Annotated in this window: 28 protein-coding genes; 23 read left to right on the plus strand and 5 right to left on the minus strand. The window is 47.5% G+C overall.

What is annotated here, in order from left to right:
* Positions 1-237: 237 nt before the first annotated feature.
* The 4 genes from BV11031_RS22355 to padC all read left to right on the plus strand — a co-directional run bounded on the left by BV11031_RS22355 (position 238) and on the right by padC (position 3384).
* On the plus strand, positions 238-1593 hold the full coding sequence (locus BV11031_RS22355) for a serine hydrolase (protein WP_010328685.1): 1356 nt from the start codon (positions 238-240) through the stop codon (positions 1591-1593).
* Between the two features lie 25 nt (positions 1594-1618).
* A complete protein-coding gene (locus BV11031_RS22360) occupies positions 1619-2302 on the plus strand; it encodes an aspartate/glutamate racemase family protein (protein ID WP_010328684.1) in 684 nt (227 codons plus the stop codon).
* 122 nt (positions 2303-2424) lie between these two features.
* On the plus strand, positions 2425-2880 hold the full coding sequence (locus BV11031_RS22365; protein WP_026014456.1) for a DUF3237 domain-containing protein: 456 nt from the start codon (positions 2425-2427) through the stop codon (positions 2878-2880).
* Between the two features lie 21 nt (positions 2881-2901).
* A complete protein-coding gene (gene padC, locus BV11031_RS22370) occupies positions 2902-3384 on the plus strand; it encodes a phenolic acid decarboxylase (protein WP_010328682.1) in 483 nt (160 codons plus the stop codon).
* 28 nt (positions 3385-3412) lie between these two features.
* Here padC and BV11031_RS22375 read toward each other — a convergent pair whose 3' ends face one another.
* From BV11031_RS22375 to slrR, 3 genes are all read right to left on the minus strand, one after another.
* The gene (locus BV11031_RS22375) at positions 3413-3604 is read right to left on the minus strand and encodes a hypothetical protein (protein WP_010328681.1); all 192 of its coding nucleotides are present in this window, start codon (positions 3602-3604) and stop codon (positions 3413-3415) included.
* A gap of 2 nt (positions 3605-3606) precedes the next feature.
* The gene (pnbA, locus tag BV11031_RS22380) at positions 3607-5073 is read right to left on the minus strand and encodes a para-nitrobenzyl esterase (RefSeq protein ID WP_010328680.1); all 1467 of its coding nucleotides are present in this window, start codon (positions 5071-5073) and stop codon (positions 3607-3609) included.
* 74 nt (positions 5074-5147) lie between these two features.
* Positions 5148-5606 carry an HTH-type transcriptional regulator SlrR gene (slrR, locus tag BV11031_RS22385; protein ID WP_010328679.1) on the minus strand — a complete coding sequence of 153 codons (459 nt, stop codon included), beginning with the start codon at positions 5604-5606 and terminating at the stop codon, positions 5148-5150.
* 245 nt (positions 5607-5851) lie between these two features.
* On the opposite strand from slrR, the gene BV11031_RS22390 reads away from it, so the two are divergent.
* Genes BV11031_RS22390 through BV11031_RS22465 form a run of 16 tightly spaced genes read left to right on the plus strand, consistent with a single transcriptional unit; the run spans position 5852 to position 21606 of the window.
* Entirely contained in the window at positions 5852-6556 is a 705-nt protein-coding gene (locus tag BV11031_RS22390) for a YveK family protein (RefSeq protein WP_121643336.1), read from the plus strand.
* Positions 6557-6561: 5 nt separating this feature from the next.
* Entirely contained in the window at positions 6562-7245 is a 684-nt protein-coding gene (gene epsB, locus BV11031_RS22395) for a protein tyrosine kinase EpsB (protein WP_121643335.1), read from the plus strand.
* A 16-nt stretch (positions 7246-7261) separates the two neighbouring features.
* Entirely contained in the window at positions 7262-7459 is a 198-nt protein-coding gene (locus BV11031_RS22400) for a hypothetical protein (RefSeq protein ID WP_128568195.1), read from the plus strand.
* Positions 7460-7487: 28 nt separating this feature from the next.
* Positions 7488-9308, plus strand: coding sequence for a polysaccharide biosynthesis protein (locus BV11031_RS22405; RefSeq protein WP_197156056.1), 1821 nt, complete (start codon positions 7488-7490; stop codon positions 9306-9308).
* A gap of 16 nt (positions 9309-9324) precedes the next feature.
* Positions 9325-10470 carry a glycosyltransferase family 4 protein gene (locus BV11031_RS22410; protein WP_010328677.1) on the plus strand — a complete coding sequence of 382 codons (1146 nt, stop codon included), beginning with the start codon at positions 9325-9327 and terminating at the stop codon, positions 10468-10470.
* Positions 10467-11303 carry a glycosyltransferase EpsE gene (epsE, locus tag BV11031_RS22415; RefSeq protein ID WP_010328676.1) on the plus strand — a complete coding sequence of 279 codons (837 nt, stop codon included), beginning with the start codon at positions 10467-10469 and terminating at the stop codon, positions 11301-11303. Before BV11031_RS22410 ends, epsE begins: the two co-directional genes overlap by 4 nt.
* Positions 11296-12444, plus strand: a complete 1149-nt coding sequence (locus BV11031_RS22420) for a glycosyltransferase family 1 protein (RefSeq protein ID WP_010328675.1) — start codon at positions 11296-11298, stop codon at positions 12442-12444. The genes epsE and BV11031_RS22420 overlap by 8 nt, the downstream gene beginning before the upstream one ends.
* Positions 12445-12447: 3 nt before the next feature.
* Positions 12448-13551 (plus strand): biofilm exopolysaccharide biosynthesis protein EpsG, encoded by a 1104-nt coding sequence (gene epsG / locus BV11031_RS22425; RefSeq protein WP_121643333.1) that lies wholly within the window; start codon positions 12448-12450, stop codon positions 13549-13551.
* A gap of 24 nt (positions 13552-13575) precedes the next feature.
* On the plus strand, positions 13576-14610 hold the full coding sequence (locus BV11031_RS22430; protein WP_010328674.1) for a glycosyltransferase family 2 protein: 1035 nt from the start codon (positions 13576-13578) through the stop codon (positions 14608-14610).
* 4 nt (positions 14611-14614) lie between these two features.
* Positions 14615-15691 (plus strand): polysaccharide pyruvyl transferase family protein, encoded by a 1077-nt coding sequence (locus BV11031_RS22435; protein WP_010328673.1) that lies wholly within the window; start codon positions 14615-14617, stop codon positions 15689-15691.
* Positions 15688-16722, plus strand: a complete 1035-nt coding sequence (locus BV11031_RS22440) for a glycosyltransferase (protein ID WP_010328672.1) — start codon at positions 15688-15690, stop codon at positions 16720-16722. Before BV11031_RS22435 ends, BV11031_RS22440 begins: the two co-directional genes overlap by 4 nt.
* Positions 16719-18236, plus strand: coding sequence for an MATE family efflux transporter (locus tag BV11031_RS22445; protein ID WP_010328671.1), 1518 nt, complete (start codon positions 16719-16721; stop codon positions 18234-18236). The genes BV11031_RS22440 and BV11031_RS22445 overlap by 4 nt, the downstream gene beginning before the upstream one ends.
* Positions 18233-18841, plus strand: coding sequence for a sugar transferase (locus BV11031_RS22450; protein WP_010328670.1), 609 nt, complete (start codon positions 18233-18235; stop codon positions 18839-18841). The genes BV11031_RS22445 and BV11031_RS22450 overlap by 4 nt, the downstream gene beginning before the upstream one ends.
* On the plus strand, positions 18838-19476 hold the full coding sequence (locus tag BV11031_RS22455) for an acetyltransferase (RefSeq protein WP_010328669.1): 639 nt from the start codon (positions 18838-18840) through the stop codon (positions 19474-19476). Before BV11031_RS22450 ends, BV11031_RS22455 begins: the two co-directional genes overlap by 4 nt.
* 16 nt (positions 19477-19492) lie before the next feature.
* Positions 19493-20659 (plus strand): DegT/DnrJ/EryC1/StrS family aminotransferase, encoded by a 1167-nt coding sequence (locus tag BV11031_RS22460; RefSeq protein WP_010328668.1) that lies wholly within the window; start codon positions 19493-19495, stop codon positions 20657-20659.
* Positions 20638-21606 carry a polysaccharide pyruvyl transferase family protein gene (locus tag BV11031_RS22465; protein ID WP_010328667.1) on the plus strand — a complete coding sequence of 323 codons (969 nt, stop codon included), beginning with the start codon at positions 20638-20640 and terminating at the stop codon, positions 21604-21606. Before BV11031_RS22460 ends, BV11031_RS22465 begins: the two co-directional genes overlap by 22 nt.
* 9 nt (positions 21607-21615) lie before the next feature.
* Here the strand turns inward: BV11031_RS22465 and yvfG are convergent, their stop codons facing one another.
* Complete coding sequence (gene yvfG / locus BV11031_RS22470) at positions 21616-21834, minus strand: protein YvfG (RefSeq protein ID WP_003235267.1); 219 nt, start codon at positions 21832-21834, stop codon at positions 21616-21618.
* A gap of 78 nt (positions 21835-21912) precedes the next feature.
* On the opposite strand from yvfG, the gene rpoN reads away from it, so the two are divergent.
* From rpoN to BV11031_RS22485, 3 genes are all read left to right on the plus strand, one after another.
* Positions 21913-23223, plus strand: a complete 1311-nt coding sequence (rpoN, locus tag BV11031_RS22475; RefSeq protein ID WP_010328666.1) for an RNA polymerase factor sigma-54 — start codon at positions 21913-21915, stop codon at positions 23221-23223.
* 123 nt (positions 23224-23346) lie between these two features.
* The gene (locus BV11031_RS22480) at positions 23347-23550 is read left to right on the plus strand and encodes a helix-turn-helix transcriptional regulator (protein ID WP_010328665.1); all 204 of its coding nucleotides are present in this window, start codon (positions 23347-23349) and stop codon (positions 23548-23550) included.
* A gap of 5 nt (positions 23551-23555) precedes the next feature.
* A complete protein-coding gene (locus tag BV11031_RS22485; RefSeq protein ID WP_241210306.1) occupies positions 23556-23930 on the plus strand; it encodes a hypothetical protein in 375 nt (124 codons plus the stop codon).
* 76 nt (positions 23931-24006) lie between these two features.
* Here the strand turns inward: BV11031_RS22485 and lutP are convergent, their stop codons facing one another.
* Positions 24007-25704 (minus strand): L-lactate permease LutP, encoded by a 1698-nt coding sequence (lutP, locus tag BV11031_RS22490; protein WP_010328663.1) that lies wholly within the window; start codon positions 25702-25704, stop codon positions 24007-24009.
* Positions 25705-25724: the final 20 nt, after the last annotated feature.

The following is a 25724-nucleotide window of genomic DNA, read 5'->3' on the forward strand; positions in this document are numbered from 1 at the left end:
TATGAGTCGGATAGACTAATAGGTGTTGGGGAAAGCTCTTTTCTTTTCAGGAAGATCGGCTGTTTTAGAGACTGGTTGCATAGGTTGTATTCGGGGGCTTCGGCTTCAGCTTCAGCGATTGTGAAACGGAATCAGGATGCAGGCCACTATCACTCTTTCGGAATTATTTTTCTCATATTTTTCAAATTTTTGAAACATAGAAGGGGAAATATCGTAGACATTATGGGAGGTGTAAAAATGAAGCGAGAAAAAAGGATACATCTTGGCACATTATTCTCTGTGTTGGCGGAAAAACAGCAGTTCAACGGGACGGTTCTGGCCGCGGAGGACGGCGATATTTTATATCATCACTCTTTCGGTTATGCGGAACTGGCGGAAAAACGCCCTTTGCAAACCAGCTCTTTGTTTGAGTTAGCGTCTCTGTCAAAGCCTTTTACAGCTTTGGGGATTATATTGCTTGAGGAGAAAGGAATTGTTGGATATGAAGACAAAGTTGAGCGTTGGCTGCCGGGTTTTCCATATCAGGGCGTCACGATTCGGCATTTATTGAACCATACGTCAGGGCTGCCTGATTATTTTCAATGGTTTCTTGACAATTGGAACAAGCACAAGATTGCGGTGAATCAAGATGTTGTCGATATGCTGATGAATGAGGGGCTGCCTAGTGATTTTGAGCCGAACGAGGGCTGGCTGTACAGCAACACGGGGTATGTGCTGCTGGCGGTAATCATGGAAAAAGCCTCCGGCATGAGCTATTCGGATTTTATGAAAACACATATTTTCTCACCGCTCGGCATGAATGAAACGAGAGTGTATAATAGGAGGTTTCGGTCTGAGCAGACAGATCATTATGCATATGGATACGTGTATGATGTCCATTCCGAAACGTACGTCCTGCCTGATGATCTGGAAGAAACAAACTATGTTGTGTACCTCGATGGCATTCAGGGAGATGGGACGGTGAACGCTGTCACAAGCGATTTGTTTCGGTTTGATCAGGCTTTATATCAGGACAATTTCATCAGTAACGATTCTAAGGAAGCCGCATTTTCGCCGGTGCGCCTGAACAATGGTGAAACGGTTGATTACGGCTTTGGCTGGGTGCTGCAACACAGTCCTGAAAAAGGGCGTATTGTCAGCCACAGCGGAGGATGGCCTGGCTACTCGACGATGATGATCCGGTATATAGATCGGCATAAAACGTTGATCTATTTGAGTAACAAGGAAGAGGAGGCGGAATATGAACAAGCGATTTTGAAGGCGGCTGAACATATTTTATTTGGCCAGCCATATGAGATCCCGGAACGTCCTGCTGATAAAAAGAAAAAAGAAGTTGATCCGGCGATATACAGCCGCTATGTTGGCAGCTACTTGTTTCAGGATGGCACGGCCGCGCGGGTGACAGCCGAGAATGAAAAGCTTTATTTGCAGATCCCCGGACAGGTGAGGCTTGAATTGTTTCCTTCCTCGGAAACCCGTTTCTTTTTGAGGTCATTGTCTGTTGAAATCGAATTTTTGTTAGGTGATGATGCTGCGAAAAGCTTTATTCTCTATGAAGATGGAACAGAAGAAGAAGCGGTCCGTACGAATTAAAAAGAAAGAGAAAGGAATGAACGTGATGATCGGTATATTAGCCGGAATGGGGCCGAAATCGACCTCGCCATTTATTGATAAGGTGATTGATTACTGCCAAAAGCTGTATGGGGCTTCACATGATATCGACTTTCCGCACATGATGATTTATTCATGCCCGACCCCATTCTATACAGATCGTCCCATCGACCATGAGGAGATGAAAAGAGCAATTATCGATGGTGCGGTAAAGCTTGAGAAAACAGGCGTTGATTTTATCGCTCTTCCTTGTAACACGGCACATGTGTATTATGAAGAGGTTCAGCAGGCGTTGGCGGTTCCTTTGTTACATATCACCAAGGAAACGGTAAAAGAAATGCCGCACACTGCAAAAAAAGCGGCTGTTTTAGGAACAGAGTCAACCATCCAATCAGGTATCTATCAAAAAGGGCTGAAGGCAAACGGACAAGAAGTTGTTCACAAGGATCATTGGCAGCAGGCTGTAAATCAGCTCATCGCCGCAATCAAACAGCCGAATCATACGGAGCAGACACACGCGTTGTGGCAGAAGCTATACGCTGAAATCAGTCAGCATGCAGACATTATCATTTCAGCCTGCACGGATTTAAATGCGGTGCTAGATCATATTCAAAGTGAGATTCCGATTATCGATTCCTCCGACTGTCTTGCAAAAAGCACTGTCAGCACATATCTTTCCTATCAAAGGTAACAAGGACTGTCTACGAACAGCCCTTGTTTTTTTATGCTCCTATTGTTTGACAGCTACACGCAATAGTGTTAAATTAAACATGTAAATAGTTACATGATTTTTTCGGGATGCGAGGTATGCTGATGAATAAGCCGGTTTTAAAACAATTTGCCTCTTTAGAAATTAAGGTTGATCCGCCTATCACCATTGGTGAGACAGGCCTGGGACTGAGACGGTGGATTCCGATTCGTTCGGGAACCATAACCGGGAAAGTAAAAGGGCGTGTTTTGCCGGGCGGTGCCGATTCACAAATCATTCGCGCTGACGGCAGAACAGATTTGTCTGCCAGATATGTAATCGAAACAGCCGATCATGAACTGATTTATATTCAAAACAATGGAATACGGCAAGTCAGCGAGCCGTTTCGAAAACAAGCCGCAGCCGGAGAAATCATTGATCCGGAGCATGTTTATTTTCGTACGGTGCCGACATTTGAAACAGGCAGCGAAGCTTACCAATGGCTGCATGACCGCTTGTTTATCGGTTCCGCAGAAAGAACCCCTGATTGCGTTCGACTAGACATTTATGAAGTACAGTAAAGACTAAGGAGAGTGTGAAAGATGGAAAACTTTATCGGAAGCCACATGATTTACACGTATGAAAATGGATGGGAATACGAGATTTATATTAAAAACGACCATACAATCGATTATAGAATTCATAGCGGAATGGTTGCCGGACGTTGGGTTCGGGATCAGGAAGTCAATATTGTCAAACTGACAGAAGGCGTATATAAAGTGTCTTGGACAGAGCCGACAGGCACAGATGTTTCACTCAACTTTATGCCGAATGAAAAACGCATGCACGGCATTATTTTCTTCCCGAAATGGGTGCATGAACATCCTGAAATTACGGTCTGTTACCAAAATGACCACATTGACTTGATGAAAGAATCCCGCGAGAAATATGAAACGTATCCAAAATACGTTGTGCCTGAATTTGCCGAGATTACATTTCTGAAAAATGAGGGAGCCGACAATGAAGAAGTGATTTCGAAAGCTCCTTATGAAGGAATGACAGACGATATTCGCGCGGGTAAATGATAAAAACAGAAAAACCCGGAAAAGAGAGTTATTTCTCTTTTCCGGGTTTTCTTTTTGCCGAATATGCGGGAACCATAGCAATTCCCGTGAAAAACAGTACGATTCCAGTCCAGCGGATGGGCTGATAATAGGCTGTGTCCCGCCATAATACGACTGCCGAAAAAATGATGATACATGCTGCCACAACGATGAAAGTGCCTGTGTATCCTATTTTCCCCATGTTTATTCTCCTTGTGAAGGGAATAGTTTTTGCCTTTTTGCAGATTCAGGATCGTTTTCAATCGTAATCTCTGAATCTAAAATCAGCGTCTTTCTTGCTTCTGCGTCGTACGCAGGCCATTTTACATTTTCAGTGCTTGGGTTTCCTGTTTTGGCGAACGCGATCCATGCTGATTGTATGGTATGAGAAAGCTGTTTCACCTCATCCGTTATCTCCGCTTTTGCCATCTGTTCTAACCCGCCGAGATTTCCGAAAACGAAAGGAAGCTCTAATGCGTGAAACGCTTTATTGTACGGCGGCTTATCCGAGTGCCAGTCGAATCGGTACATCCAAACAGGCGCGTAATGGGACTGGGCGGAGGCATAGGCGACGGCCGGACGCCAAAATAGTAAATCAGTCATCATATGAATTTGGCTTTCAAGCGAACGCGGATACAGATCGGCGACTTTCTTGGCCAGCGGCTGCCCTAATAAATACTCGAGCGCGGCATCAAGCGTTTCCTGAGAATGTACGTCTGAATCCGGGGTGAAAAATAAATATCCTTCATCGCGATTTGTTCCGATTAATAGCGGAATTCCGGCCGCAGCACCCTCTTCGATCGCTTTTTCTGGTTCAGCAGGCAGCGTTTTCGGATCAAGGGCGGGCTGAAAGAACAGCTGAAAGATATTTTCATTTTCTGCTTTCCGAAGCTGATCGGCCGCTTTAAGCAAATCTTCCGCTGATAGAGTATGCAATGTGCCCAATTGGCTCTCGTCAATCCCAAGGACTTGTAAAAAGGCTGCCGCGGTGCTTGCCGCTTTCTCTTTCGTCATTGTTCGGGAAGCGCCGCTTTCCATGATCGCTTTCTGGAACAGGCCTTTTGCCGCAGGCATAGCGAGTAGCGCGGCAATGCTCATGCTGCCAGCCGATTCTCCAAAAACTGTTACGTTATCTGGATCACCGCCAAACGCTGAGATATTGTCCCGCACCCATTTCAGTGCGGCGGTTTGGTCCAACAGCCCAAGGTTATCAGAATACGTCTCATCAAACGAAGACAAATGTAAAAATCCAAACGGCCCAAGCCGATAGTTCAGTGTCACGACAATGACGTCTCCCCGCGCGGCAATGCTTGATCCATCATATAACGGCTCACTGCCCGCTCCGAGATAAAAAGCGCCCCCGTGAATCCACACCATGACAGGCAGGTTTTCGCTCTGGGTGTCAGGCGCGAAAACATTGACATACAGACAATCCTCAGACTGGCGGGGTGGCTCAGCATATGAAAGGGACAGCAGATCAGACGGCTGCGGGCAAATCGGGCCATAAGCTGTTGCGTCCAGTTCGTCCTCCCACGCTTCAGGCGGCTCCGGTGCTTTAAAACGCAACTGTCCGACAGGCGGCTTGGCATAGGGGACGCCTTTCCATATATGTACGCCGTTTTCTGTTGTGCCTTTTACTTTCCCATATCGAGTTGTTACTGTTTTAGACATCGCACTCTCTCCCTTTTTCCCCCATTATAAACAAATTTGCCCTGAGAATGCGAACGTCAGCCCTTCGCCGATATTCATCTTCCCATCGTCTTGAAAAAGGATTTGACTTCCTGCACAGTCAAGCCGATTTCTCTTGCTTCCGCCATCAGCGCCTTCCATTCCTCTATATTGGATTCCGTCAGTTTACGGTTTCGGTAGGAAGCGGTTTCAGGCTGTTCTTTCTTGAGAATGTTCGTAAAAGTGAACAGCTCTTCCTTTTCCATCCCGGCTTGTACGGCTTGCACAAGATGCACGCGCCATTCTTCTTCACCGCCGCTGATTTTTTCGTACATCATTGTTTCTGCGTCGAATAATTCTGTTAATTCCACTTCCAGCGTGACGGAAATTTTCTTTAAAAATTGAACGGACGGATTTGAATGAACGCCTCTTTCAATCTTGCTTAAATAGGATTTAGATACACCTGACTCAACAGCCAGCTGATTAATAGAATAGCCTTTTCTTTTACGGTATAAACGGATAATTCTTCCAATCATGATATGAAATTCGCCTCTATTCCTGTCGTTATTTCGTTCATTATAAGGAATTATCCGTTCTTTATAAAATTTAAAATAATAAGGGAAGTGCAGTAAATAAGAGGAAAATCATGATTTTGTTCTCTAAAGAGAACTTATTGGCTTATTTTGCAATTTTTAAATAATATCGTTTTCTTTTATAATCCAATCATTAACAGAAAGGGGCGCGGGAAGCCAGCCGCGGGAAGGCTGAAGGCTATGAATACATGAATGAGAATATGAGTTTTAAAGAATTATATGCGATTGTCAGACACAGATTCGTGCTGATTCTGCTCATCACAATCGGCGTTACCGTTATGGCGGGTTTTGTGCAATTTAAGGTCATTTCACCGACCTACCAAGCATCGACACAAGTGCTGATTCATGAATCAGACGGTGAAGAAAACTCGAATCTCAGCGACATCCAGCGAAATCTTCAGTACAGCAGCACGTTCCAATCAATTATGAAAAGCACGGCCTTGATGGAAAAGGTCAAGGCGGAGTTGCACCTTTCTGAATCAGCTTCATCACTGAAAGGAAAAGTGATGACAGGCAGTGAGAATGAATCAGAAATTATCACCGTGTCCGTCCAGGATCACGATCCGGCGAAAGCGGCTGAGATTGCGAACACGCTAGTGAACAAATTTGAAAAAGAAGTAGATGAAAGGATGAATATACAAGGCATACATATTTTATCAGAGGCGAAGGCTTCTGAAAGCCCGATGATCAAGCCGGCCCGGCTGCGAAACATGGTCATGGCTTTTGGCGCTGCTGTCATGGGTGGCATTACACTGGCATTTTTTCTGCATTTTCTCGATGATACGTGCAAAAGCGCACGCCAGCTCAGCGAGAGAACCGGATTGCCATGCTTAGGCTCCGTCCCTGATGTCCAAAAAGGGCGGAATCGCGGGCTAAAACATTTCGGGGAGTGAAGCGAGTGGTCTTTAGAAAAAAGAAAGCAAGACGAGGTTTGGCTCAAATATCCGTTTTACACAATAAATCAATTGTTGCGGAACAATACCGCACCATTCGGACAAACATTGAGTTTTCATCCGTCCAGACCAACTTGCGGTCTATCCTCGTCACCTCCTCTGTGCCTGGTGAAGGTAAATCGTTCAGTGCGGCGAATCTTGCGGCAGTCTTTGCGCAGCAGCAGGAAAAGAAAGTGTTGCTGGTGGATGCCGATTTAAGAAAGCCGACCATCAATCAGACATTCCAGGTTGAGAATATTACGGGGCTGACAAATGTGCTGGTTGGTAATGCTTCACTCAGTGAGACGGTGCAAAAGACGCCGATTGATAACTTATATGTGCTGACAAGCGGACCAACCCCGCCGAATCCGGCAGAATTGCTGTCTTCAAAAGCGATGGGTGACTTAATATCTGACATTTATGAACAATACAGCCTTGTCATTTTTGATTCCCCTCCGCTCTTGGCGGTTGCGGATGCTCAGATTTTAGCAAACCAGACAGACGGCAGCGTGCTCGTCGTTTTAAGCGGAAAAACGAAAACGGATACTGTCCTGAAAGCGAAGGATGCACTGGAACAATCCAACGCGAAGCTGTTAGGTGCACTTTTAAACAAAAAGAAAATGAAAAAGTCGGAACACTATTCCTACTAAATAGATGATAAAGGTGATGTCTCCTGACCTGTATCAATGGAGGCACTCGGCTCCGCTGTGGGCAGATGAAATTTGCTGCCTTAGATGCTGGTCGTCGCTGGCGGGGCGTGAGGATGGGTTAAATGCCCGCTTATTTAATATATACATAGAATGTGTGGTGGTTGTCGGTTTAGCTGCCGCCGATGTTTTAGAGGACGAAAACCGCCGCAGCTAAACCGATAAAAGAATTAGGGGGGAAAAGGTTGAGTTACCGGAGAAGACTTTCAATGATTATTGCGCTGGATACTTATCTCGTTTTACATTCAGTTATTGCAGGATATCAATTTTTAAAAGATTCTTATCAATTTTATGACTCCGGAGCATTATTGCTTACCGCTGTCAGCTTGCTCCTCAGCTATCATGTCTGTGCCTTCCTGTTCCATCAGTATAAACAGGTATGGACATACACCGGAATCGGCGAGCTGATGGTCCTGTTGAAGGGCATTACGCTATCGGCCGCTGTGACCGGCGTCATTCAGTATGCTGTGTATCATACGATGTTCTTCCGTCTGTTAATCGCGTGCTGGGTGTTGCAGCTTTTGTCCATCGGAGGAACCCGTGTTTTGTCGAGAGTGTTGAAAGAAAGCATCAGAAAGAACCGCAGCGCCTCTTCCCGCGCGCTGATTATCGGGGCGGGCTCAGGAGGGACTCTTATGGTCAGGCAGCTGCTTTCAAAAGATGATCCCGACATCATACCTGTCGCTTTTATTGATGACGATCAAACGAAGCATAAATTAGAAATCATGGGGCTGCCAGTGATCGGCGGAAAAGAAAGTATCATGCCTGCGGTGCAAAGGCTCAAAATTAACTATATTATTATTGCGATTCCTTCACTCCACACCCATGAGCTTCAGGTGTTATATAAGGAATGTGTACGAACTGGGGCCACCATCAAAATTATGCCTCACTTTGATGAAATGCTGCTCGGCTCAAGAACTGCCGGGCAAATCAGAGATGTAAAAGCAGAGGATTTGCTCGGCAGAAAGCCGGTAACCCTCGACACAAGCGAAATTTCGAACCGCATTAAAGGAAAAACAGTTCTCGTTACGGGAGCGGGCGGATCAATCGGCTCAGAAATCTGCCGGCAAATCAGCGCGTTTCAGCCTAAGGAAATCATTCTGCTCGGCCATGGAGAAAACAGCATTCATTCGATTTATACAGAGCTGAACGGTCGATTCGGCAAACACATTGTGTTTCATACAGAAATTGCGGATGTGCAGGACCGCGATAAAATGTTTACCTTGATGAAAAAGTACGAGCCGCACGTGGTCTACCATGCAGCTGCCCATAAGCATGTGCCGTTAATGGAGCACAACCCTGAGGAGGCTGTCAAAAACAACATCATTGGAACAAAAAATGTCGCGGAAGCAGCCGATATGTCGGGGACAGAGACATTTGTGCTGATTTCATCAGACAAAGCGGTGAACCCGGCCAATATAATGGGGGCGACAAAACGATTCGCCGAGATGATTATTATGAATCTTGGAAAAGTGAGCAGAACCAAGTTTGTCGCTGTCCGCTTCGGCAATGTGCTCGGGAGCCGCGGCAGCGTTATTCCGATTTTTAAAAAGCAGATTGAAAAAGGCGGTCCGGTAACTGTGACACATCCGGCGATGACCCGCTATTTCATGACGATCCCCGAGGCTTCAAGGCTTGTGATTCAGGCCGGGGCACTGGCGAAAGGGCGCCAGATTTTTGTTCTCGATATGGGAGAGCCTGTAAAGATTGTGGACCTTGCCAAAAACCTCATTCATCTGTCCGGCTATACGACTGAGCAGATTCCAATCGAATTCACAGGCATTCGCCCCGGTGAAAAAATGTATGAGGAATTGCTGAACCAAAATGAAGTACACACTGAACAAATCTTTCCGAAAATTCATATCGGCAAAGCGGTGGATGGCGATTGGCCAGTCCTGATGCGTTTTATCGAGGATTTTCATGAGCTGCCGGAAGACGATCTGAGAGCGAGGCTGTTTGCGGCAATCCATACATCAGACACAATGACGGCTGCCAGTGTTCATTAGGGGGAGTGGAGTGAAGATGACGAAAAAGATATTGTTTTGCGCGACGGTTGATTATCATTTTAAAGCCTTTCACCTCCCTTACTTTACATGGTTTAAACGAATGAGCTGGGAGGTTCATGTCGCGGCGAGCGGACAAACGAAACTGCCGTATGTGGACGAGAAATTTTCCATTCCGATTCGCAGGTCACCCTTTCATCCGCAAAATCTGGCCGTTTACAGGCAGCTGAAGGAAGTGATCGATACCAATCAATACGACATTGTCCATTGCCATACGCCGGTCGGCGGCGTTCTTGCCAGACTAGCGGCGAGGCAAGCGAGGCGGCACGGAACAAAAGTGCTGTACACCGCGCACGGATTTCACTTCTGCAGCGGAGCACCGATCAAAAATTGGCTTCTTTACTATCCGGTTGAGAAATGGCTCTCGGCCTATACGGACTGCCTAATTACGATCAATGAAGAGGATTACATAAGGGCGAAAGGACTTCAAAGGCCGGGCGGCATGACGCGGAAAATTCATGGCATCGGCGTCAATACAGACCGGTTTCGGCCTGTCAGCCTGCAAGAGAAGCAAAGACTCAGAGAAAAACATGGATTCAGTGAAGACGATTTTATATTGGTTTATCCAGCTGAGCTTAATCTCAATAAAAATCAGAAGCTGTTAATTGAAGCCGCAGCCTTGCTGAAAGATAAAATACCGTCGCTTCGTCTTGTTTTTGCCGGAGAAGGGGCGATGGAACAAACCTATCGAACGTTGGCTGAAAAGCTTGGCGCTTCCGGCAATGTCCGCTTTTACGGCTTTTGCCGCGACATTCACGAACTGATTCAGCTAGCAGATCTATCAGTCGCATCCAGCATGAGAGAAGGCCTCGGCATGAATGTGCTTGAGGGGATGGCCGCGGAAAAGCCGGCGATTGCCACGGATAATCGCGGGCACCGGGAAATCATCAGGGACGGAGAAAATGGTTTTCTGATCAAAATCGGAGACAGTGCCGGTTTTGCCAGCCGGATTGAACAGCTTTACCGTACACCGGAACTCTGCAGAAAGCTGGGGCAGGAAGGCCGGAAAACAGCCTTGCGCTTTTCGGAGGCGCGGACGGTGGAAGAAATGGCAGATATTTATTCCGCCTACATGGATATGGATACAAAGGAGAAAAGCGTATGAACTCAGGACCAAAAGTTTCTGTCATTATGGGCATTTATAATTGTGAACGCACTTTGGCGGAAAGCATCGAATCCATTCTCAGCCAATCCTACAAACATTGGGAGCTGATTATGTGCGATGATGCGTCAACAGACGGCACGCTCCGCATCGCGAAGCAGTATGCCGCTCATTACAGCGACCGCATCAAGGTGATTCAAAACAGAACAAACAAGCGGCTTGCCGCGTCATTAAATCATTGCCTTTCACATGCCACAGGCGATTATATCGCCCGCCAGGACGGAGACGACCTTTCATTCCCGCGCCGTCTGGAAAAGCAGGTCGCATTCTTAGAGAAGCACCGCCACTATCAGGTGGTTGGCACCGGCATGCTTGTATTTGATGAAAGTGGGACAAGGGGCACACGCATCCTGCCTTCTGTTCCGGAACCGGGCATCATGGCAAAAGGGACCCCGTTTTGCCACGGAACGATTATGATGAGAGCGAGCGCTTACCGTACGCTGAAAGGCTACCGGTCGGTGAGGCGGACGAGACGGATGGAGGATATTGATTTATGGCTTCGCTTTTTTGAAGAGGGCTTCAGAGGCTACAACCTTCAGGAAGCCTTGTATAAAGTAAGGGAAGACAGAGAGGCATTCAAACGGCGGTCATTTGCCTATTCGATAGACAATGCCGTCCTTGTCTTTCAGGCATGCAGGCGCTTGAAGCTTCCTTTATCTGATTACCTATATATCGCAAAACCGATAATCCGCGCGTTTATGCCGCCTGCTGTAATGAATCGCTACCACAAAAAAAGAGTGATGAACCAAAAAGAAGGGCTTGTGAAACATGAATAGCATTCCAAAACGCGTGCTTCATGTTCTCAGCGGCATGAACAGGGGCGGCGCGGAGACCATGGTGATGAATTTATATCGAAAAATGGACAGAAGCAAAGTACAATTTGATTTTTTAACATATCGAAATGATCCGTGCGCTTATGATGAAGAAATTTTATCTTTAGGCGGGCGGCTTTTTTATGTCCCGAGCATCGGGCAAAGCAATCCCCTTACATTTGTGAGGAATGTAAGACATGTGATAACAGAAAACGGTCCGTTCAACGCCGTGCATGCGCACACGGATTTTCAGACGGGCTTTATCGCCCTTGCGGCAAGGCTAGCCGGAGTGCCGGTCAGGGTCTGCCATTCCCATAATACGTCGTGGAAGACCGGCTTCAATTGGAAGGATCGCCTGCAGCTGATGGCATTCAGGCGGCTGATTTTGGCGAACGCGACAGCACTGTGTGCCTGCGGAGAGGATGCGGGCAGGTTTTTATTCGGACCGTCCAACATGGAGCGGGAGCGTGTTCATCTTCTTCCGAATGGGATTGATCTTGATTTGTTCGCTCCAAATGGGCAAAGGGCTGATGAAGAAAAAACAGCACGCGGCATTGCAGTTGACCGTCTCATTATTGGCCATGTGGCCCGGTTTCATGAAGTGAAAAACCATGCGTTTCTGCTGAAGCTTGCCGCACATCTCAAAGAACGGAGGGTTCGCTTTCAGCTCGTGCTCGCAGGAGACGGGCCGCTGCGCGACAAAATGGAAGAGGAAGCGCGGCGGCAGAACTTGCTTTCAGATGTCCTCTTTTTAGGCACTGAAGAACGCATTCATGAGCTGATGCGCACATTTGATGTGTTTGTCATGCCGTCTCTGTATGAAGGCTTGCCGGTAGTGCTGGTGGAAGCGCAGGCATCGGGGCTTCCATGCATCATTTCAGATACCATTACAGAAAAAGTCGATGCCGGTCTGGGACTTGTGACAAGATTGAATCTTTCTGAGCCGATCGGCATTTGGGCTGAAACCATTGCCAGGGCGGCCGCCGCAGGCAGGCCGAAGCGGGAGCTCATCAAAGGAACACTCGCTAAACTTGGCTACGATGCACAGCAAAATGTAGGAGCGCTGCTGCATGTATACAACTTGACCAGCGAAAAAGGACAGTAAACGATGATTGTGTATGCCGTCAATATGGGAATTGTATATATTTGGTCTTGGTTTGCCAAAATGTGCGGCAGCCGTGATGATTCGCTCGCCACGGGGTATCGGCCGAATAAGCTTTTGATCTGGATTCCGCTTGCCTCACTTGTGCTCGTGTCGGGTCTCCGTTACAGAGTCGGCACGGATTTTCAGACCTACACATTGCTGTACGAATTGGCGGGCGATTATCAAAATGTGTGGCAGATATTCGGTTTCGGCACAGCGAAAACTGCGACTGATCCAGGCTTTACCACACTCCTTTGGCTGATGAATTTCATCACGGAAGATCCGCAAATCATGTATATCACGGTTGCGGCCGTGACCTATAGCTTGGTTATGAAGACACTCGCCGACTACGGAAGGCCGTTTGAGCTGAGTGTCTTTTTATTTTTAGGAACCTTCCATTATTACGCGTCTTTTAACGGCATCAGGCAATACATGGTGGCAGCCGTATTATTTTGGGCGATCCGTTATATCATCAGCGGGAACTGGAAGCGGTATTTTCTGATCGTGCTGATCAGCTCGCTCTTTCATTCCTCGGCGCTGATTATGATTCCAGTGTATTTTATTGTCAGGAGAAAAGCCTGGTCGCCTGCCATATTCGGCCTATCCGTTTTATTTCTTGGCATGACGTTTTTATATCAAAAATTCATTTCCGTGTTTGTCGTTGTGCTAGAAAACAGCTCATACAGCCATTATGAGAAATGGCTGATGACGAATACAAATGGAATGAATGTGATCAAAATCGCTGTCCTGATTCTGCCCCTGTTTCTCGCTTTTTGCTACAGGGCGCGTCTGCGGAAGCTGTGGCCGCAAATCGACATCGTCGTCAATTTGTGCCTGCTCGGCTTTTTGTTCGGGCTTTTGGCCACAAAGGATGTGATCTTTGCCAGATTCAATATTTATTTCGGTTTGTATCAAATCATCTTAGTCCCTTATTTCGTCAGGATATTTGATGAAAAATCGAATGCCCTTATCTATATCGCGATCGTTGTTTGTTATTTTCTTTACAGTTATTTGCTTATGCCGGTTGATTCGTCCGTTCTGCCTTACAGAACGATTTTTTCCCGGTAATTTATGCAAGAGGAGCCGGTCATTATGGAAACACCTGCGGTTAGTCTGTTAGTCGCTGTTTATAACACAGAAACATATATCAGAACGTGTCTTGAATCACTGCGGAACCAGACTGTGGACAATATTGAAATCATCATCGTCAATGACGGTTCGGCAGACGCCAGCCCGGACATCGCGGAGGAATACGCCAAAAAGGATCTCAGGTTCAAAGTGATTCATCAGGAAAACCAAGGCCTCGGCGCGGTTCGGAATAAAGGCATCGAGGCGGCAAGTGGCGAGTTTCTCGCATTTATCGATTCGGACGATTGGATCGAGCCTGATTATTGCGAGCGGATGCTCCAAGCAGCGGGCGATGAAACTGATCTTGTCATTTGTAATTACGCCGCGGAGTTTGAGGACACTGGAAAAACGATGATCTCTGACATTGCGGAAACCTATCAGGACCAGCCGAAGGCGCACTATATCAAGGCGCTATTCGAAGGGAAGGTCAGAGGGTTTTCTTGGAACAAACTGTACAGGAGAAGCATGATTAATGCACATCGGCTGTCGTTTCCGCTCCGCGGCGAGCTGGAGCATGTCGAGGATCAGTTTTTCAGCTTCAGGGCTCATTTCTTCGCCCGTTCGGTCTCCTATGTGAAAGCGCCGCTCTATCATTACCGAATTCACCTATCTTCCATCGTACAGCGCTATCAGAAAAAACTGTTTGAATCAGGACTTGCGCTGTACGAGGCGAATGCGGCGTTTTTACAGGAAAACAACAAATCTGAGGAGTACCAAAAGGAGCTTGATACCTTTATCGTGCTTCACAGCAGCATCTGTATGCTGAATGAATGGAAAACCAGCGGCAGCCGCCGGCTGTTTGAAAAGCTTAGAAATGTCGGCGTGATTTGCGCAGATCCAGTGTTCCGGGAGAGCCTCTCAAAAACGGGCACCGCGCCTTTTGACGCAAAACGGTCATGCCTGCTTCTGATGGCAAAATACAGAATGATTCCGTTCGTCGCTATGGCGTCAGCCGTGTATCAGCGGGTGATCGAGTACAAAATGAGAAACAGAGGGTGAGGACATGTCGTTACAATCGTTGAAAATCAATCTTGCAGAATGGCTGCTGCTAAAGGTCAAATACCCGTCCCAATATTGGCTGGGTACGGCTGATCAGCCGGTAAAGGCCCCATCGAATCAGAAAAAAATCATACTGACCCTGCTGCCGTCCCATGACAATTTGGGGGATCACGCGATTGCTTATGCCAGCAAGGCATTTCTTGAACGAGAATACCCTGATTTTGACATCGTTGAGGTCGATATGAAGGACATGTACAAATCAGCAAAAGCGCTGCTCCGATCGCGCCATCCGGAGGATATGGTCTTTATCATCGGCGGCGGAAACATGGGTGATTTATACCGCTATGAGGAGTGGACACGCCGCTTTATCATTAAAACATTTCACGACTACCGAGTTGTCCAGCTGCCGGCAACGGCTCATTTTTCTGACACGAAAAAGGGGCGCAAAGAGCTGAAACGGGCACAGAAAATTTATAACGCGCACCCCGGCCTGTTGCTGATGGCGCGTGATGAAACAACGTATCAATTCATGAAACAGCATTTTCAAGAAAAAACGATTTTGAAGCAGCCGGACATGGTGCTGTATTTAGATAAAAGCAAGACCCCCGCAGAGCGCAACGGGGTTTATATGTGTTTGCGCGAGGATCAGGAAAGCGTGTTTAAAGAAGATGAGAGAAACAAGGTGAAGGCAGCGCTTGTTGAAGAATTCGGCGACATTAAAGCTTTTACGACAACGATTGGACGCCGGGTCGGCCGCGATTCCCGGGAGAAGGAGCTTGAAGCGTTATGGTCTAAGCTGCAAAGCGCAGAAGCCGTTGTCACTGACAGGCTTCATGGCATGATTTTTTGCGCGCTGACAGGAACGCCGTGTGTCGTCATCCGCTCCTTTGACCACAAGGTGATGGAAGGCTACCAATGGCTCAAAGACATCCCTTACATGACGCTGATTGAACAGCCGGACCCTAAACGCGTGACAGCCGCAGTAAAAGAGCTGTTAACAAAAGAAACAACCCGCGGCGGCTTTCCAAGAGATTTATATTTCAAAGGGCTGCGTGACAAAATCAGCGGTGAAGCGCAATGACCCCGCTCGTCAGCATTATTGTCCCGATGTATAACGTTGAGCCATTTATAGAAGCGTGCATTGACTCACTGCTTCGCCAAACGCTTTCTGATATGGAAGTCATCCTTGTGAATGACGGATCGCCGGATCGTTCTGGCGAGATTGCAGAGGATTATGCAAAACGGGATGCGAGAATCCGGGTCATTCATCAGAATAACGGCGGGTTGAGTTCGGCACGAAATACGGGAATAAAGGCCGCACGGGGGACGTTCATCGGCTTTGTGGACGGAGACGATTATGTATCTTCCGCCATGTTCCAAAAACTGATAGAAGAAGCGATGGAGAACCGGCTCGACATCGTTGGCTGCGGTTTTTACAAGCAGTCAGCGGACAGTCGGACATACGTGCCTCCGCAGCTTGACACAAACCGCGTACTGACAAAACCGGAAATCGCTGAACAGCTTACATATGCTCACGAAACAAGGTTTATCTGGTATGTATGGCGTTATGTTTATCGCCGTGAGCTATTGGAGAGAGCCAATCTGATGTTTGATGAAGACATCCGTTTCGCTGAAGACTCTCCCTTCAATTTGTCCGCTTTTTGCGAAGCGGAGCGGGTGAAAATGCTGGATGAAGGCTTGTACGTCTATCGCGAAAACCCGAACAGCCTGACAGAAGTCCCTTATAAGCCGGCGATGGATGAACATATTCAAAAGCAATATCAGGCGAAAATTGCATTCTACAATCGTTACGGTTTAGCAGGCGCATGCATAGAAGATTTGAATGTGTACATTTGCAAGCACCAGCTTCCGATGCTTCTGGCAAACGCTTGTGCATCACCAAACCCGTCGAAAGTGATCAAAAAGCAGATCAAACACATTTTATCCTATGACATGGTGCGGCAGGCCGTCAGACATACGCCGGTTCAGCATGAGAAATTATTACGAGGCGAGCGTTTGGTATTAGGCTTGTCCAAATTGCGGCTCGCATTTCTCATCAAGCTGTTTTTCGAGCAGCGGGGAGCGATGAAAGGCAGTGCGAAGCAGGCATGAAATTCACGATCAACTTCAGTGCGAATCTCACGGCTTTTCTCTTGTCCGTTTTCCTCTCGGTCTGGATGACGCCTTTTATTGTCAAAACGCTTGGTGTGGAAGCGTTCGGTTTTGTTCACTTGACGCAAAATGTGATCAATTACTTTTCGATCATCACCGTCGCGCTAAGCTCGGTTGTCGTGCGGTTTTTTTCTGTCGCCGCACATAGGGGAGAGCGGGATAAAGCAAATGCGTATATCAGCAATTATTTGGCGGCGTCTGTTTTGATTTCGTTGCTTCTATTGCTGCCTCTTGCGGGATCGGCTTTCTTTATTGACCGGGTCATGAACGTGCCGCAGGCGCTTTTGGCTGATGTGCGTTTGTCGATTTTGATTGGCAGTCTGCTGTTCATTTTGACATTTCTGATGGCGGGTTTCGGCGCTGCGCCATTTTATGCCAACCGCCTATACATCACGAGCTCCATTCAGGCGGTGCAAATGCTTGTACGGGTGCTGTCTGTGCTGCTTCTGTTCTCATGCTTTGCGCCGAAAATTTGGCAGATCCAGCTTGCCGCTTTAGCTGGTGCTGTCATCGCGTCTGTGCTGTCTTTCTATTTCTTCAAAAAATTGATTCCGTGGTTTACGTTTCGTATGAAGGATCTTTCATTCCGCATAAGCAAGGAGCTATTTCAGGCGGGCGCATGGAGCTCTGTCAATCAAATCGGCGTCCTGCTTTTTTTGCAGATTGATCTATTAACCGCCAATTTGGTGCTGGGAGCATCAGAAGCCGGAAAATACGCTGCGATTATCCAGTTTCCGCTGCTGCTGCGCAGCTTGGCTGGAACGGTCGCATCCCTGTTTGCGCCTCTTATCACTTCGTTTTATTCAGAAGGCGATATGGACGGATTGGTGAGTTACGCCAATAAGGCGGTGAGGCTGAACGGCCTTCTGCTTGCGCTTCCGGCTGCTTTATTGGGCGGGCTGGCGGGGCCTTTTCTGACGATCTGGCTCGGACCGTCCTTTTCGTCTATCGCGCCGATTTTATATATTCATGCCGGATATTTGGTCGTAAGCCTCGCCTTTATGCCGCTGTTTTATATCTGGACCGCCTTTAATAAGCAAAAAACGCCGGCGATCGTTACCCTGCTGTTAGGCGCGGTGAATGTGGTGCTGGCCGTCACGCTGAGCGGGCCGGCTCATCTCGGTTTGTACGGCATAACATTGGCCGGGGCGATTTCCCTTATATTAAAAAATGCCATCTTTACGCCGCTTTATGTATCACGCATGACCGGCTATAAAAAGCACGTGCTCTTTAAAGGGCTTATCGGGCCTCTTTCAGCGGCTGTGTTTGCCTGGGCGGTTTGTGTGGCAATCCAGTTCATGGTGAAAATTGATGGCTGGACATCACTGATAGCGGCGGGAATGACAGTCAGCTGCTGCTACGCCGTTTTCGCTTTTATGTTCGTTTGTACAAAAGAGGAAAGACAGCTGGTGCTAAAACGGATTCGAAAAACGAAAGGAGCTGTGAATCTTTGATCCTGAAACGACTTTTTGATCTGACGGCCGCCATTGTTTTATTGTGCTGTACGAGTGCCATCATACTGCTCGCCATCGCCGTTGTCAGGCTGAAAATAGGATCACCCGTCTTCTTTAAGCAAGTAAGGCCGGGCCTGAACGGCAAGCCGTTCACCCTTTATAAATTCCGAACGATGACGGATGAACGGGACAGTGAGGGACATCTGCTGCCTGATGAAGTCCGGCTGACGAAAACGGGCAGGCTGATCAGAAAGCTGAGCATCGATGAGCTTCCGCAGCTGCTGAATGTCCTAAAAGGCGATCTCAGCCTTGTCGGCCCGCGGCCGCTTTTGATGGACTATCTGCCTCTTTATACAGAAAAGCAGGCAAGGCGCCATGAGGTGAAGCCGGGTATTACAGGCTGGGCGCAAATCAACGGCAGAAACGCGATTTCCTGGGAAAAGAAATTTGATTTAGATGTTTGGTACGTTGACAACCGATCATTTTTTCTCGATATGAAAATTTTATGTTTGACCGTGCGAAAGGTGCTTGTGTCAGAAGGGATTCAGCAAACCAATCATGTGACCGCGGAACGGTTTACAGGAAGCGGAGATGTGTCCTCATGAGAAACGTTGCCATTGTGGGTGACGGCGGGCACGGAAAGGTGATCAGAGAGCTGATAAACGCCCGGTCAGACACGCGCTTAGCCGCGGTGCTGGATGATAAATTCCGAACGTTTGAAGCCGGAAAAGAATGGTATACAGGCCCGCCGGAAGCCGCTTCTGAAGTGCGCAGGCTTATTCCCGATGTGTTGTTTCTGATCGCCATTGGAAACAACAGTATCAGAAAACAGCAGGCGGAGCGGCTGGGACTGAAAAAAGAAGATTTCATTACATTGATTCACCCGTCAGCCATCGTCAGCAAGTCCGCTGTCATCGGGGAAGGGACCGTGATTATGGCGGGCGCGATCATTCAGGCGGATGCGCGGATCGGCGCCCATTGCATCATCAATACAGGCGCGGTGGCAGAACACGACAATTACATCAGCGATTTTGTTCATCTTTCTCCGCGTGTCACACTGTCAGGAGCGGTCGCCGTTCAAGAAGGCGCTCACGTCGGAACCGGCGCGGCCGTCATACCGCAGCTCACAATCGGGTCTTGGAGCATTGTCGGCGCCGGCTCCGCGGTAATCCGTTCCATACCGGACGGGGTAACGGCGGCCGGTGCCCCGGCGCGCATTATTTCTCCCATTCAAACCTAAAACAAAGGATGATGACATGAATAAAAGAATCTACTTATCTCCCCCTCACATGAGCGGCAGAGAGCAGCACTATATTTCAGAAGCCTTTCGCTCAAACTGGATTGCGCCCCTTGGGCCGCTTGTGAATTCATTTGAAGAACAGCTGGCCGAGCGCGTCGGCGTAAAAGGAGCGGCAGCGGTCAGCTCTGGAACGGCGGCGATTCATCTGGCACTGCGTTTGCTAGAGGTAAAAGAAGGGGACAGCGTATTTTGCCAGTCCTTCACATTTGTAGCAACCGCCAACCCAATCTTGTATGAAAAAGCGGTGCCCGTTTTTATTGATTCAGAGCCTGATACATGGAATATGTCTCCGAAAGCCCTGGAAAGAGCGCTGGAGGATGCGAAAAGAAGCGGAAAGCTGCCTAAAGCGGTTATTGCCGTCAATCTATATGGGCAAAGCGCGAAAATGGATGACATCGTCAGCCTGTGTGATACATATGGAGTACCCGTCATTGAGGACGCAGCCGAATCGCTCGGCACAGTGTATAAAGGGAAGCAAAGCGGAACATTCGGGCGCTTCGGCATTTTTTCGTTTAACGGGAACAAAATCATCACCACATCAGGCGGCGGGATGCTCGTTTCAAACGATGAAGCCGCCATTGAAAAAGCGCGATTTCTCGCTTCGCAGGCACGCGAGCCGGCTGTTCATTATCAGCACAGCGAAACCGGACATAATTACAGGCTAAGCAATATTCTGGCCGGTGTCGGCATTGCCCAGCTTGAGGTGCTGGATGAGCGGGTGGAGAAAAGAAGGGCCATTTTCACAAGATACAAAAACGCGCTCGGTCATATAAACGGCGTCCGTTTTATGCCGGAGCATGCAGCAGGTGTGTCCAATCGCTGGCTCACCACGCTCACGCTTGATAACGGGCTGAGCCCATATGACGCGGTTCAACACCTTGCGGAAGAAAACATTGAAGCGCGCCCGCTGTGGAAGCCCCTCCATACCCAGCCGCTGTTTGATCCGTCTTTATTTTATGCTCATGAAGGTACCTTAAGCATATGCGAGGACCTTTTCAAGCGAGGAATCTGTCTCCCATCAGGATCAAGTCTGACGGAAGAAGAACAAGACAGGGTCATTGATGTTTTACTGCATTTATTCCAAACTGCCGAGGTGAAGAAATGGACAGCAAGCATTCGATGATCAGCCTGAAACAAAAACTGTCCGGGCTGCTCGACGTCATTCCGAAACAATCCGAGATCATCTATGCCGACTATCCTCTATACGGAAATGTAGGGGATTTATTTATTATGAAGGGAACAGAGGCCTTCTTCAAAGAACATGGGATCCGTGTCAGAAAACGCTGGAATCCCGACAATTTTCCACTTGGGCGAAAGCTGGATCCGAATCTTATCATCGTCTGCCAGGGAGGCGGCAACTTTGGGGATTTGTATCCGTATTACCAAGGCTTTAGAGAAAAAATCGTCCAAGCCTATCCGAATCACAAAATCGTGATTCTGCCGCAATCGATTTATTTCCAAAACAAAGACAATCTCAAACGGACGGCGGAGATTTTTTCTAAGCATGCGAATCTCCATATCATCACAAGGGAAAGAGCTTCTTATGCAACGGCGCAGGCTTATTTTGCAAGCAATCAGATTAAGCTTCTGCCTGATATGGCCCATCAGCTGTTTCCTGTCGCTTCCACGCAGCAGCCGTTCAATCAAAAGCTGAGATTCATCAGGACAGATCACGAAGCGAACAAGGAGCTTCAGGAACACGCAAACGCGGAAAGCTACGACTGGCGCACGGTGCTGTCAGCTTCAGACCGCTGGACGATCGCTTTTCTGCAAACGCTGAACGTCCTGAATAAAAAAGCGGGCAACCCTCTGCCCATCGCGTATATATGGGAAAAATACTCTGATTATATCGTCAAAAAAGCGATTCGGTTTTTCAGCCGCTACGAATCGGTGGAAACGTCAAGGCTGCACGGCCACATCCTGTCCTCTCTGCTTCAAAAAGAAAACACGGTCATTGATAATTCCTACGGGAAAAACGCCAATTACTATCACACCTGGATGGAAGACGTGCAGAACACCCGACTCATCCAGAACGCCTCAAAAAAGGAAAACCTTCCTGCTCACATGTGAGCGGAAGGTTTATTTTGATTCTCCCCGTTTGACTTTGTTGTACGCCTCATCTAAATGCTGAATCCGTTTCAGAACAACTGCGTTTTTCGTCAGCTGATCCTGCACAAGCGTTGAGACGACGGAACGGTAGTAGCTATTCATCGCATGGATTTTATCCTCAGACTGATTCATTTCAATATGCTGTTTGAAATTCTCAATAAAATAAGGGACGGAAAAAAGTTCAGACATTTCTTTGGCAGCTCCTTTTTCATAAATATATACGGTGTGACCTCAATCATGTACAATGAAGAAAGGGGAGTGAGCAAGATGGATATGAAACTTCAGCAAGTACAAGTATTAAAGCCTCAACTGACACAGGAGCTCAGGCAGGCCATCACGCTGCTTGGCTATCATTCGGCAGAACTGGCCGAATACATTGATGAGCTCTCACTGGAAAACCCTCTTATTGAACGAAAGGAAACAGACACACCGCCACTATCTTACCATAAAACAAATAAAAACAGGATGAATGCGCAGGAAGCAGGCCTCCAATTAAGTGATCCGCAAAAAACATTGCAGGATGTGTTAAAACAGCAGGCACTCGATATGAATCTGACAAACACTGAAAAAAAGATTTTTCATTATCTGATTCATTCACTTGATTCAAACGGGTACTTGGAAGAAGATATGGAGGAGGCAGCACGGCGGCTATCTGTTTCAGCCAAGGAAGCGGAAGCGGTTTTGGCAAAGCTTCAGTCGTTAGAGCCGGCTGGAATTGGCGCAAGATCTCTACGGGAATGCATTCTTCTTCAATTACAGCGGCTGCCGAACAGAAATGAACAAGCGGAAATGCTTGTTTCTGCTCATTTTGAAGCTTTTGCGCAAAAGAACTGGAAAGCGCTTTCAAAAATGACTGGAATTCCGCTTCATACGATTCAAGATATCTCTGATGACATCGCAGCTCTTCATCCAAGACCAGGCCTTCTGTTTGCACGGCCAGAGCAAGATATGTATATCGAGCCTGACATTTTTATCATTGTGAAAAACGGGCACATCGCAGCGGAACTGAATACCCGCTCGTTTCCGGAAATAGAACTGCAATCGCAGTACAGACCGCTTTTATCGTCGGGTTCCTGTCAAGATACCGCTTCTTATTTATCTGCGAAATATCAGGAATGGCGCTGGCTGGACCGCGCGCTGCGACAGCGAAAACAGACGATCACGAGAATTGTCAGTGAGCTGATCACACGGCAAAGAGAGTTCTTTCTGAAGGGGAGAAGCGCAATGAAGCCGCTGACTCTCAGAGAAGTAGCTGACTGTCTAAGCCTTCATGAATCAACTGTAAGCCGGGCAATCAAAGGAAAAACGCTACAAACGCCGTACGGACTGTTTGAGATGAAACTCTTTTTCTCAGCAAAAGCCGAGGCCTCAGGAGATGGAGATGCGTCTAACTATGCAGTCAAAACCCATCTTGAAGACCTGATCAACCAAGAGGATAAAACAAAACCGCTCTCAGACCAAAAGCTTGCCGATTTGCTAAATGAACAGCACGGCATTCAAATCTCCAGACGCACTGTGGCAAAATACCGCGATCAATTGAACATTCCGTCATCGGCGGCCAGAAAACGGTATAAATGAAATCCTCCCGGAAAGGGAGGATTTTATTGTGTAATTAGGATGGAGAAGCCTTCATAAAATGTAAAGCAAGCTTTACGTCAAAATGGATTTATTGTATAATTTTAGGAAAAAGAGGTCATTCCTTTGAAAAATAGGTTAATAGAATACAGAAAGAAATATGGATATTCTCAAGATCAATTAGCTGAGCTGCTAAATGTCAGCAGACAAACGATCATATCAATTGAGAAAGAAAAATATAATCCTTCTTTGCCGTTAGCATTAGCAATCGCGAAAACATTTCATACCATTGTCGAGAACATGTTTTATGAAGAAGAGAATGAGAGATGAAAATCATGAAGTTACAAAAGGTTTACTTCATAATTGGCGTTTTATTCACAATGATTTTACTTACAAAAACCTTTTTTCAAATCGCGACACATTCTGTTTCCTTTACTGAATTATTAATGTGGGGAGCTCTGTCTTATTTAAGTTTTGCTGCGGGCTATATTTATCCACATTTCAAAGAAAAAGATGAAAGAGCCAACTTGATTAAGCAAAAAGGAATGCAGTACGCGCTTTACTTTGTATTGATATACTGCGTAATGATCATGTTCAGTATGCAGTTCAGTACAGTGGCGTTATCGGCGGTTGAAATCATGAGGATTTTAGTATCCTTAACCATCATTACGACCTTCTCTTCGTGGGTGATCTTATCAAAAAAATACTAGTAAATAAGAACTGGCGGATTGAAATCCTGCCAGTTCTTATTTTTCTTTCTCGATTAACTTGACTGATCAGACAGCATCATCCTCCTGGAATCATCCAGCTGAACACGTGATGCTGCAAAAAGGTGATGATGCAAACGAGCAGTAGCAAAAACAAGCTGTGTTTAATCGTAAAGCGGAAAAGATCCGACTCCTTCCCGGCGAGCCCTACCGCGGCGCACGCCACCGCGATCGACTGCGGCGAAATCATTTTTCCGGTGACCCCGCCTGAAGAGTTTGCGGCCACAGACAGAACAGGGTCCATGCCGACTGATAACGCGGTGACTTTCTGCAGGTTGCCGAACAGCAAGTTGGCAGATGTATCAGAGCCGGTAATAAAGACGCCGAGCCAGCCGAGAACAGGCGAAAAGAAGGTAAACATCGAGCCTGTCAGCGCGAGTGTCATCCCGAGTGTCGTACTCATTCCAGAGGAGTTGGTGACATAGGCAAAACCAACGACAGAAGCGATGGTCAAAATCGGAAACTTCAACTCTTGGATCGTTTCTTTTAAAACAGCTCCCCAGTCTCTCCACGAAATCGCCGTGATAAATTTTGACAGCACAGCGGCAATCAATATCGCAGTGCCGGCCGACCCAAGTACCTCAAGCTTGTAAAGTGCTTCAATAGGCGTACCGTCAGCATTGATAATTTGATTGTTCAACAGAGGCACACCAGGGGCAAAAGTCAGTTTTTCGCCAACTGTATTCAGCCACTTCAAGAAAACAGCGGCGCCTTCATAATGCCCGGTCAGCGCGGATTTGACAGATGGAATGCCCCATACAGAAATCATGACTGTCAGCAGCAGAAATGGCGACCAGGCTTTAAATATCTGCCCGCCGCTATACGCAGTCGCTGCCGGATTCGTTTTCGCTGTTTCAATCGCGGCGGCAGATTCCTGTTCACCGGCAAAACGGAATGTTGTTTTCGGCTTCCACCATTTCAAAAACACAGCAAGCGCGGCCATCGAAACAAGCGCCGACAAAACATCCGGCAGCTCAGGCCCCAAAAAATTGGAGCTAAGATATTGAACGACAGCAAAGGAAACACCGGAAACGAGAATTGCAGGCCAGACCTCAAAGGCTTTCCTGAACCCGCTCATGATGATCAGTAAATAAAGAGGAATAAAAACGGATAAAAACGGCAGCTGCCGCCCAACCATTTGCGAAATGTCCATCGCCGGAATCCCTGTCGGACCTTCTACGGCTGTAATCGGAATCCCAATCGCGCCAAAGGCAACCGGCGCCGTATTGGCAATCAAACAGATTCCCGCCGCATAAAGAGGATTAAAGCCGAGGCCCACCAGCAGCGCGGCAGAAATGGCGACCGGCGCGCCGAAGCCGGCCGCTCCTTCTAGAAAAGCCCCGAATGAGAAAGCGATCAGGAGCGCCTGAAGCCGGCGGTCATCCGTAATCGAGAGAACAGAACTGCGAATGATATCAAACTGTCCCGTTTTCACAGTAATTTTATACAAAAAAACAGACGTTACAATGATCCAGCCGATCGGCAATAGTCCGTATACGGCTCCTTGTGTGGCGGACATCAGCGCTTTTTCCGCCGGCATCCGATAAACCAATACAGCAATCACAAGTGCGATCCCCAAGGTGGACAAGCCCGCTGTATACCCCTTCATCCGTTTAATCGCGAGCGCCCAAAAAAAGAAAATAATCGGTACAAGTGCGGCAAGCGCTGATAAAAGCAAATTTCCCCCTATAGGCGTATATGCCTGTGTCCATTGCATCCCAAACCCCTCCTTGAAAC

This window comes from Bacillus vallismortis (genome assembly GCF_004116955.1).
Classification (GTDB): Bacteria; Bacillota; Bacilli; order Bacillales; family Bacillaceae; genus Bacillus; species Bacillus vallismortis.

Excerpts from the sequence above, each read along its gene's own strand:
- BV11031_RS22355 (WP_010328685.1), top strand. The coding sequence starts at position 238 with ATGAAGCGAGAAAAAAGGATACATCTTGGCACATTATTCTCTGTGTTG.
- BV11031_RS22360 (WP_010328684.1), top strand. The coding sequence starts at position 1,619 with ATGATCGGTATATTAGCCGGAATGGGGCCGAAATCGACCTCGCCATTT.
- BV11031_RS22365 (WP_026014456.1), top strand. The coding sequence starts at position 2,425 with ATGAATAAGCCGGTTTTAAAACAATTTGCCTCTTTAGAAATTAAGGTT.
- padC (WP_010328682.1), top strand. The coding sequence starts at position 2,902 with ATGGAAAACTTTATCGGAAGCCACATGATTTACACGTATGAAAATGGA.
- BV11031_RS22375 (WP_010328681.1), bottom strand. The coding sequence starts at position 3,604 with ATGGGGAAAATAGGATACACAGGCACTTTCATCGTTGTGGCAGCATGT.
- pnbA (WP_010328680.1), bottom strand. The coding sequence starts at position 5,073 with ATGTCTAAAACAGTAACAACTCGATATGGGAAAGTAAAAGGCACAACA.
- slrR (WP_010328679.1), bottom strand. The coding sequence starts at position 5,606 with ATGATTGGAAGAATTATCCGTTTATACCGTAAAAGAAAAGGCTATTCT.
- BV11031_RS22390 (WP_121643336.1), top strand. The coding sequence starts at position 5,852 with ATGAATGAGAATATGAGTTTTAAAGAATTATATGCGATTGTCAGACAC.
- BV11031_RS22400 (WP_128568195.1), top strand. The coding sequence starts at position 7,262 with ATGTCTCCTGACCTGTATCAATGGAGGCACTCGGCTCCGCTGTGGGCA.
- BV11031_RS22410 (WP_010328677.1), top strand. The coding sequence starts at position 9,325 with ATGACGAAAAAGATATTGTTTTGCGCGACGGTTGATTATCATTTTAAA.
- epsE (WP_010328676.1), top strand. The coding sequence starts at position 10,467 with ATGAACTCAGGACCAAAAGTTTCTGTCATTATGGGCATTTATAATTGT.
- BV11031_RS22420 (WP_010328675.1), top strand. The coding sequence starts at position 11,296 with ATGAATAGCATTCCAAAACGCGTGCTTCATGTTCTCAGCGGCATGAAC.
- epsG (WP_121643333.1), top strand. The coding sequence starts at position 12,448 with ATGATTGTGTATGCCGTCAATATGGGAATTGTATATATTTGGTCTTGG.
- BV11031_RS22430 (WP_010328674.1), top strand. The coding sequence starts at position 13,576 with ATGGAAACACCTGCGGTTAGTCTGTTAGTCGCTGTTTATAACACAGAA.
- BV11031_RS22435 (WP_010328673.1), top strand. The coding sequence starts at position 14,615 with ATGTCGTTACAATCGTTGAAAATCAATCTTGCAGAATGGCTGCTGCTA.
- BV11031_RS22440 (WP_010328672.1), top strand. The coding sequence starts at position 15,688 with ATGACCCCGCTCGTCAGCATTATTGTCCCGATGTATAACGTTGAGCCA.
- BV11031_RS22445 (WP_010328671.1), top strand. The coding sequence starts at position 16,719 with ATGAAATTCACGATCAACTTCAGTGCGAATCTCACGGCTTTTCTCTTG.
- BV11031_RS22455 (WP_010328669.1), top strand. The coding sequence starts at position 18,838 with ATGAGAAACGTTGCCATTGTGGGTGACGGCGGGCACGGAAAGGTGATC.
- BV11031_RS22460 (WP_010328668.1), top strand. The coding sequence starts at position 19,493 with ATGAATAAAAGAATCTACTTATCTCCCCCTCACATGAGCGGCAGAGAG.
- BV11031_RS22465 (WP_010328667.1), top strand. The coding sequence starts at position 20,638 with ATGGACAGCAAGCATTCGATGATCAGCCTGAAACAAAAACTGTCCGGG.
- yvfG (WP_003235267.1), bottom strand. The coding sequence starts at position 21,834 with ATGTCTGAACTTTTTTCCGTCCCTTATTTTATTGAGAATTTCAAACAG.
- rpoN (WP_010328666.1), top strand. The coding sequence starts at position 21,913 with ATGGATATGAAACTTCAGCAAGTACAAGTATTAAAGCCTCAACTGACA.
- BV11031_RS22485 (WP_241210306.1), top strand. The coding sequence starts at position 23,556 with ATGAAGTTACAAAAGGTTTACTTCATAATTGGCGTTTTATTCACAATG.
- lutP (WP_010328663.1), bottom strand. The coding sequence starts at position 25,704 with ATGCAATGGACACAGGCATATACGCCTATAGGGGGAAATTTGCTTTTA.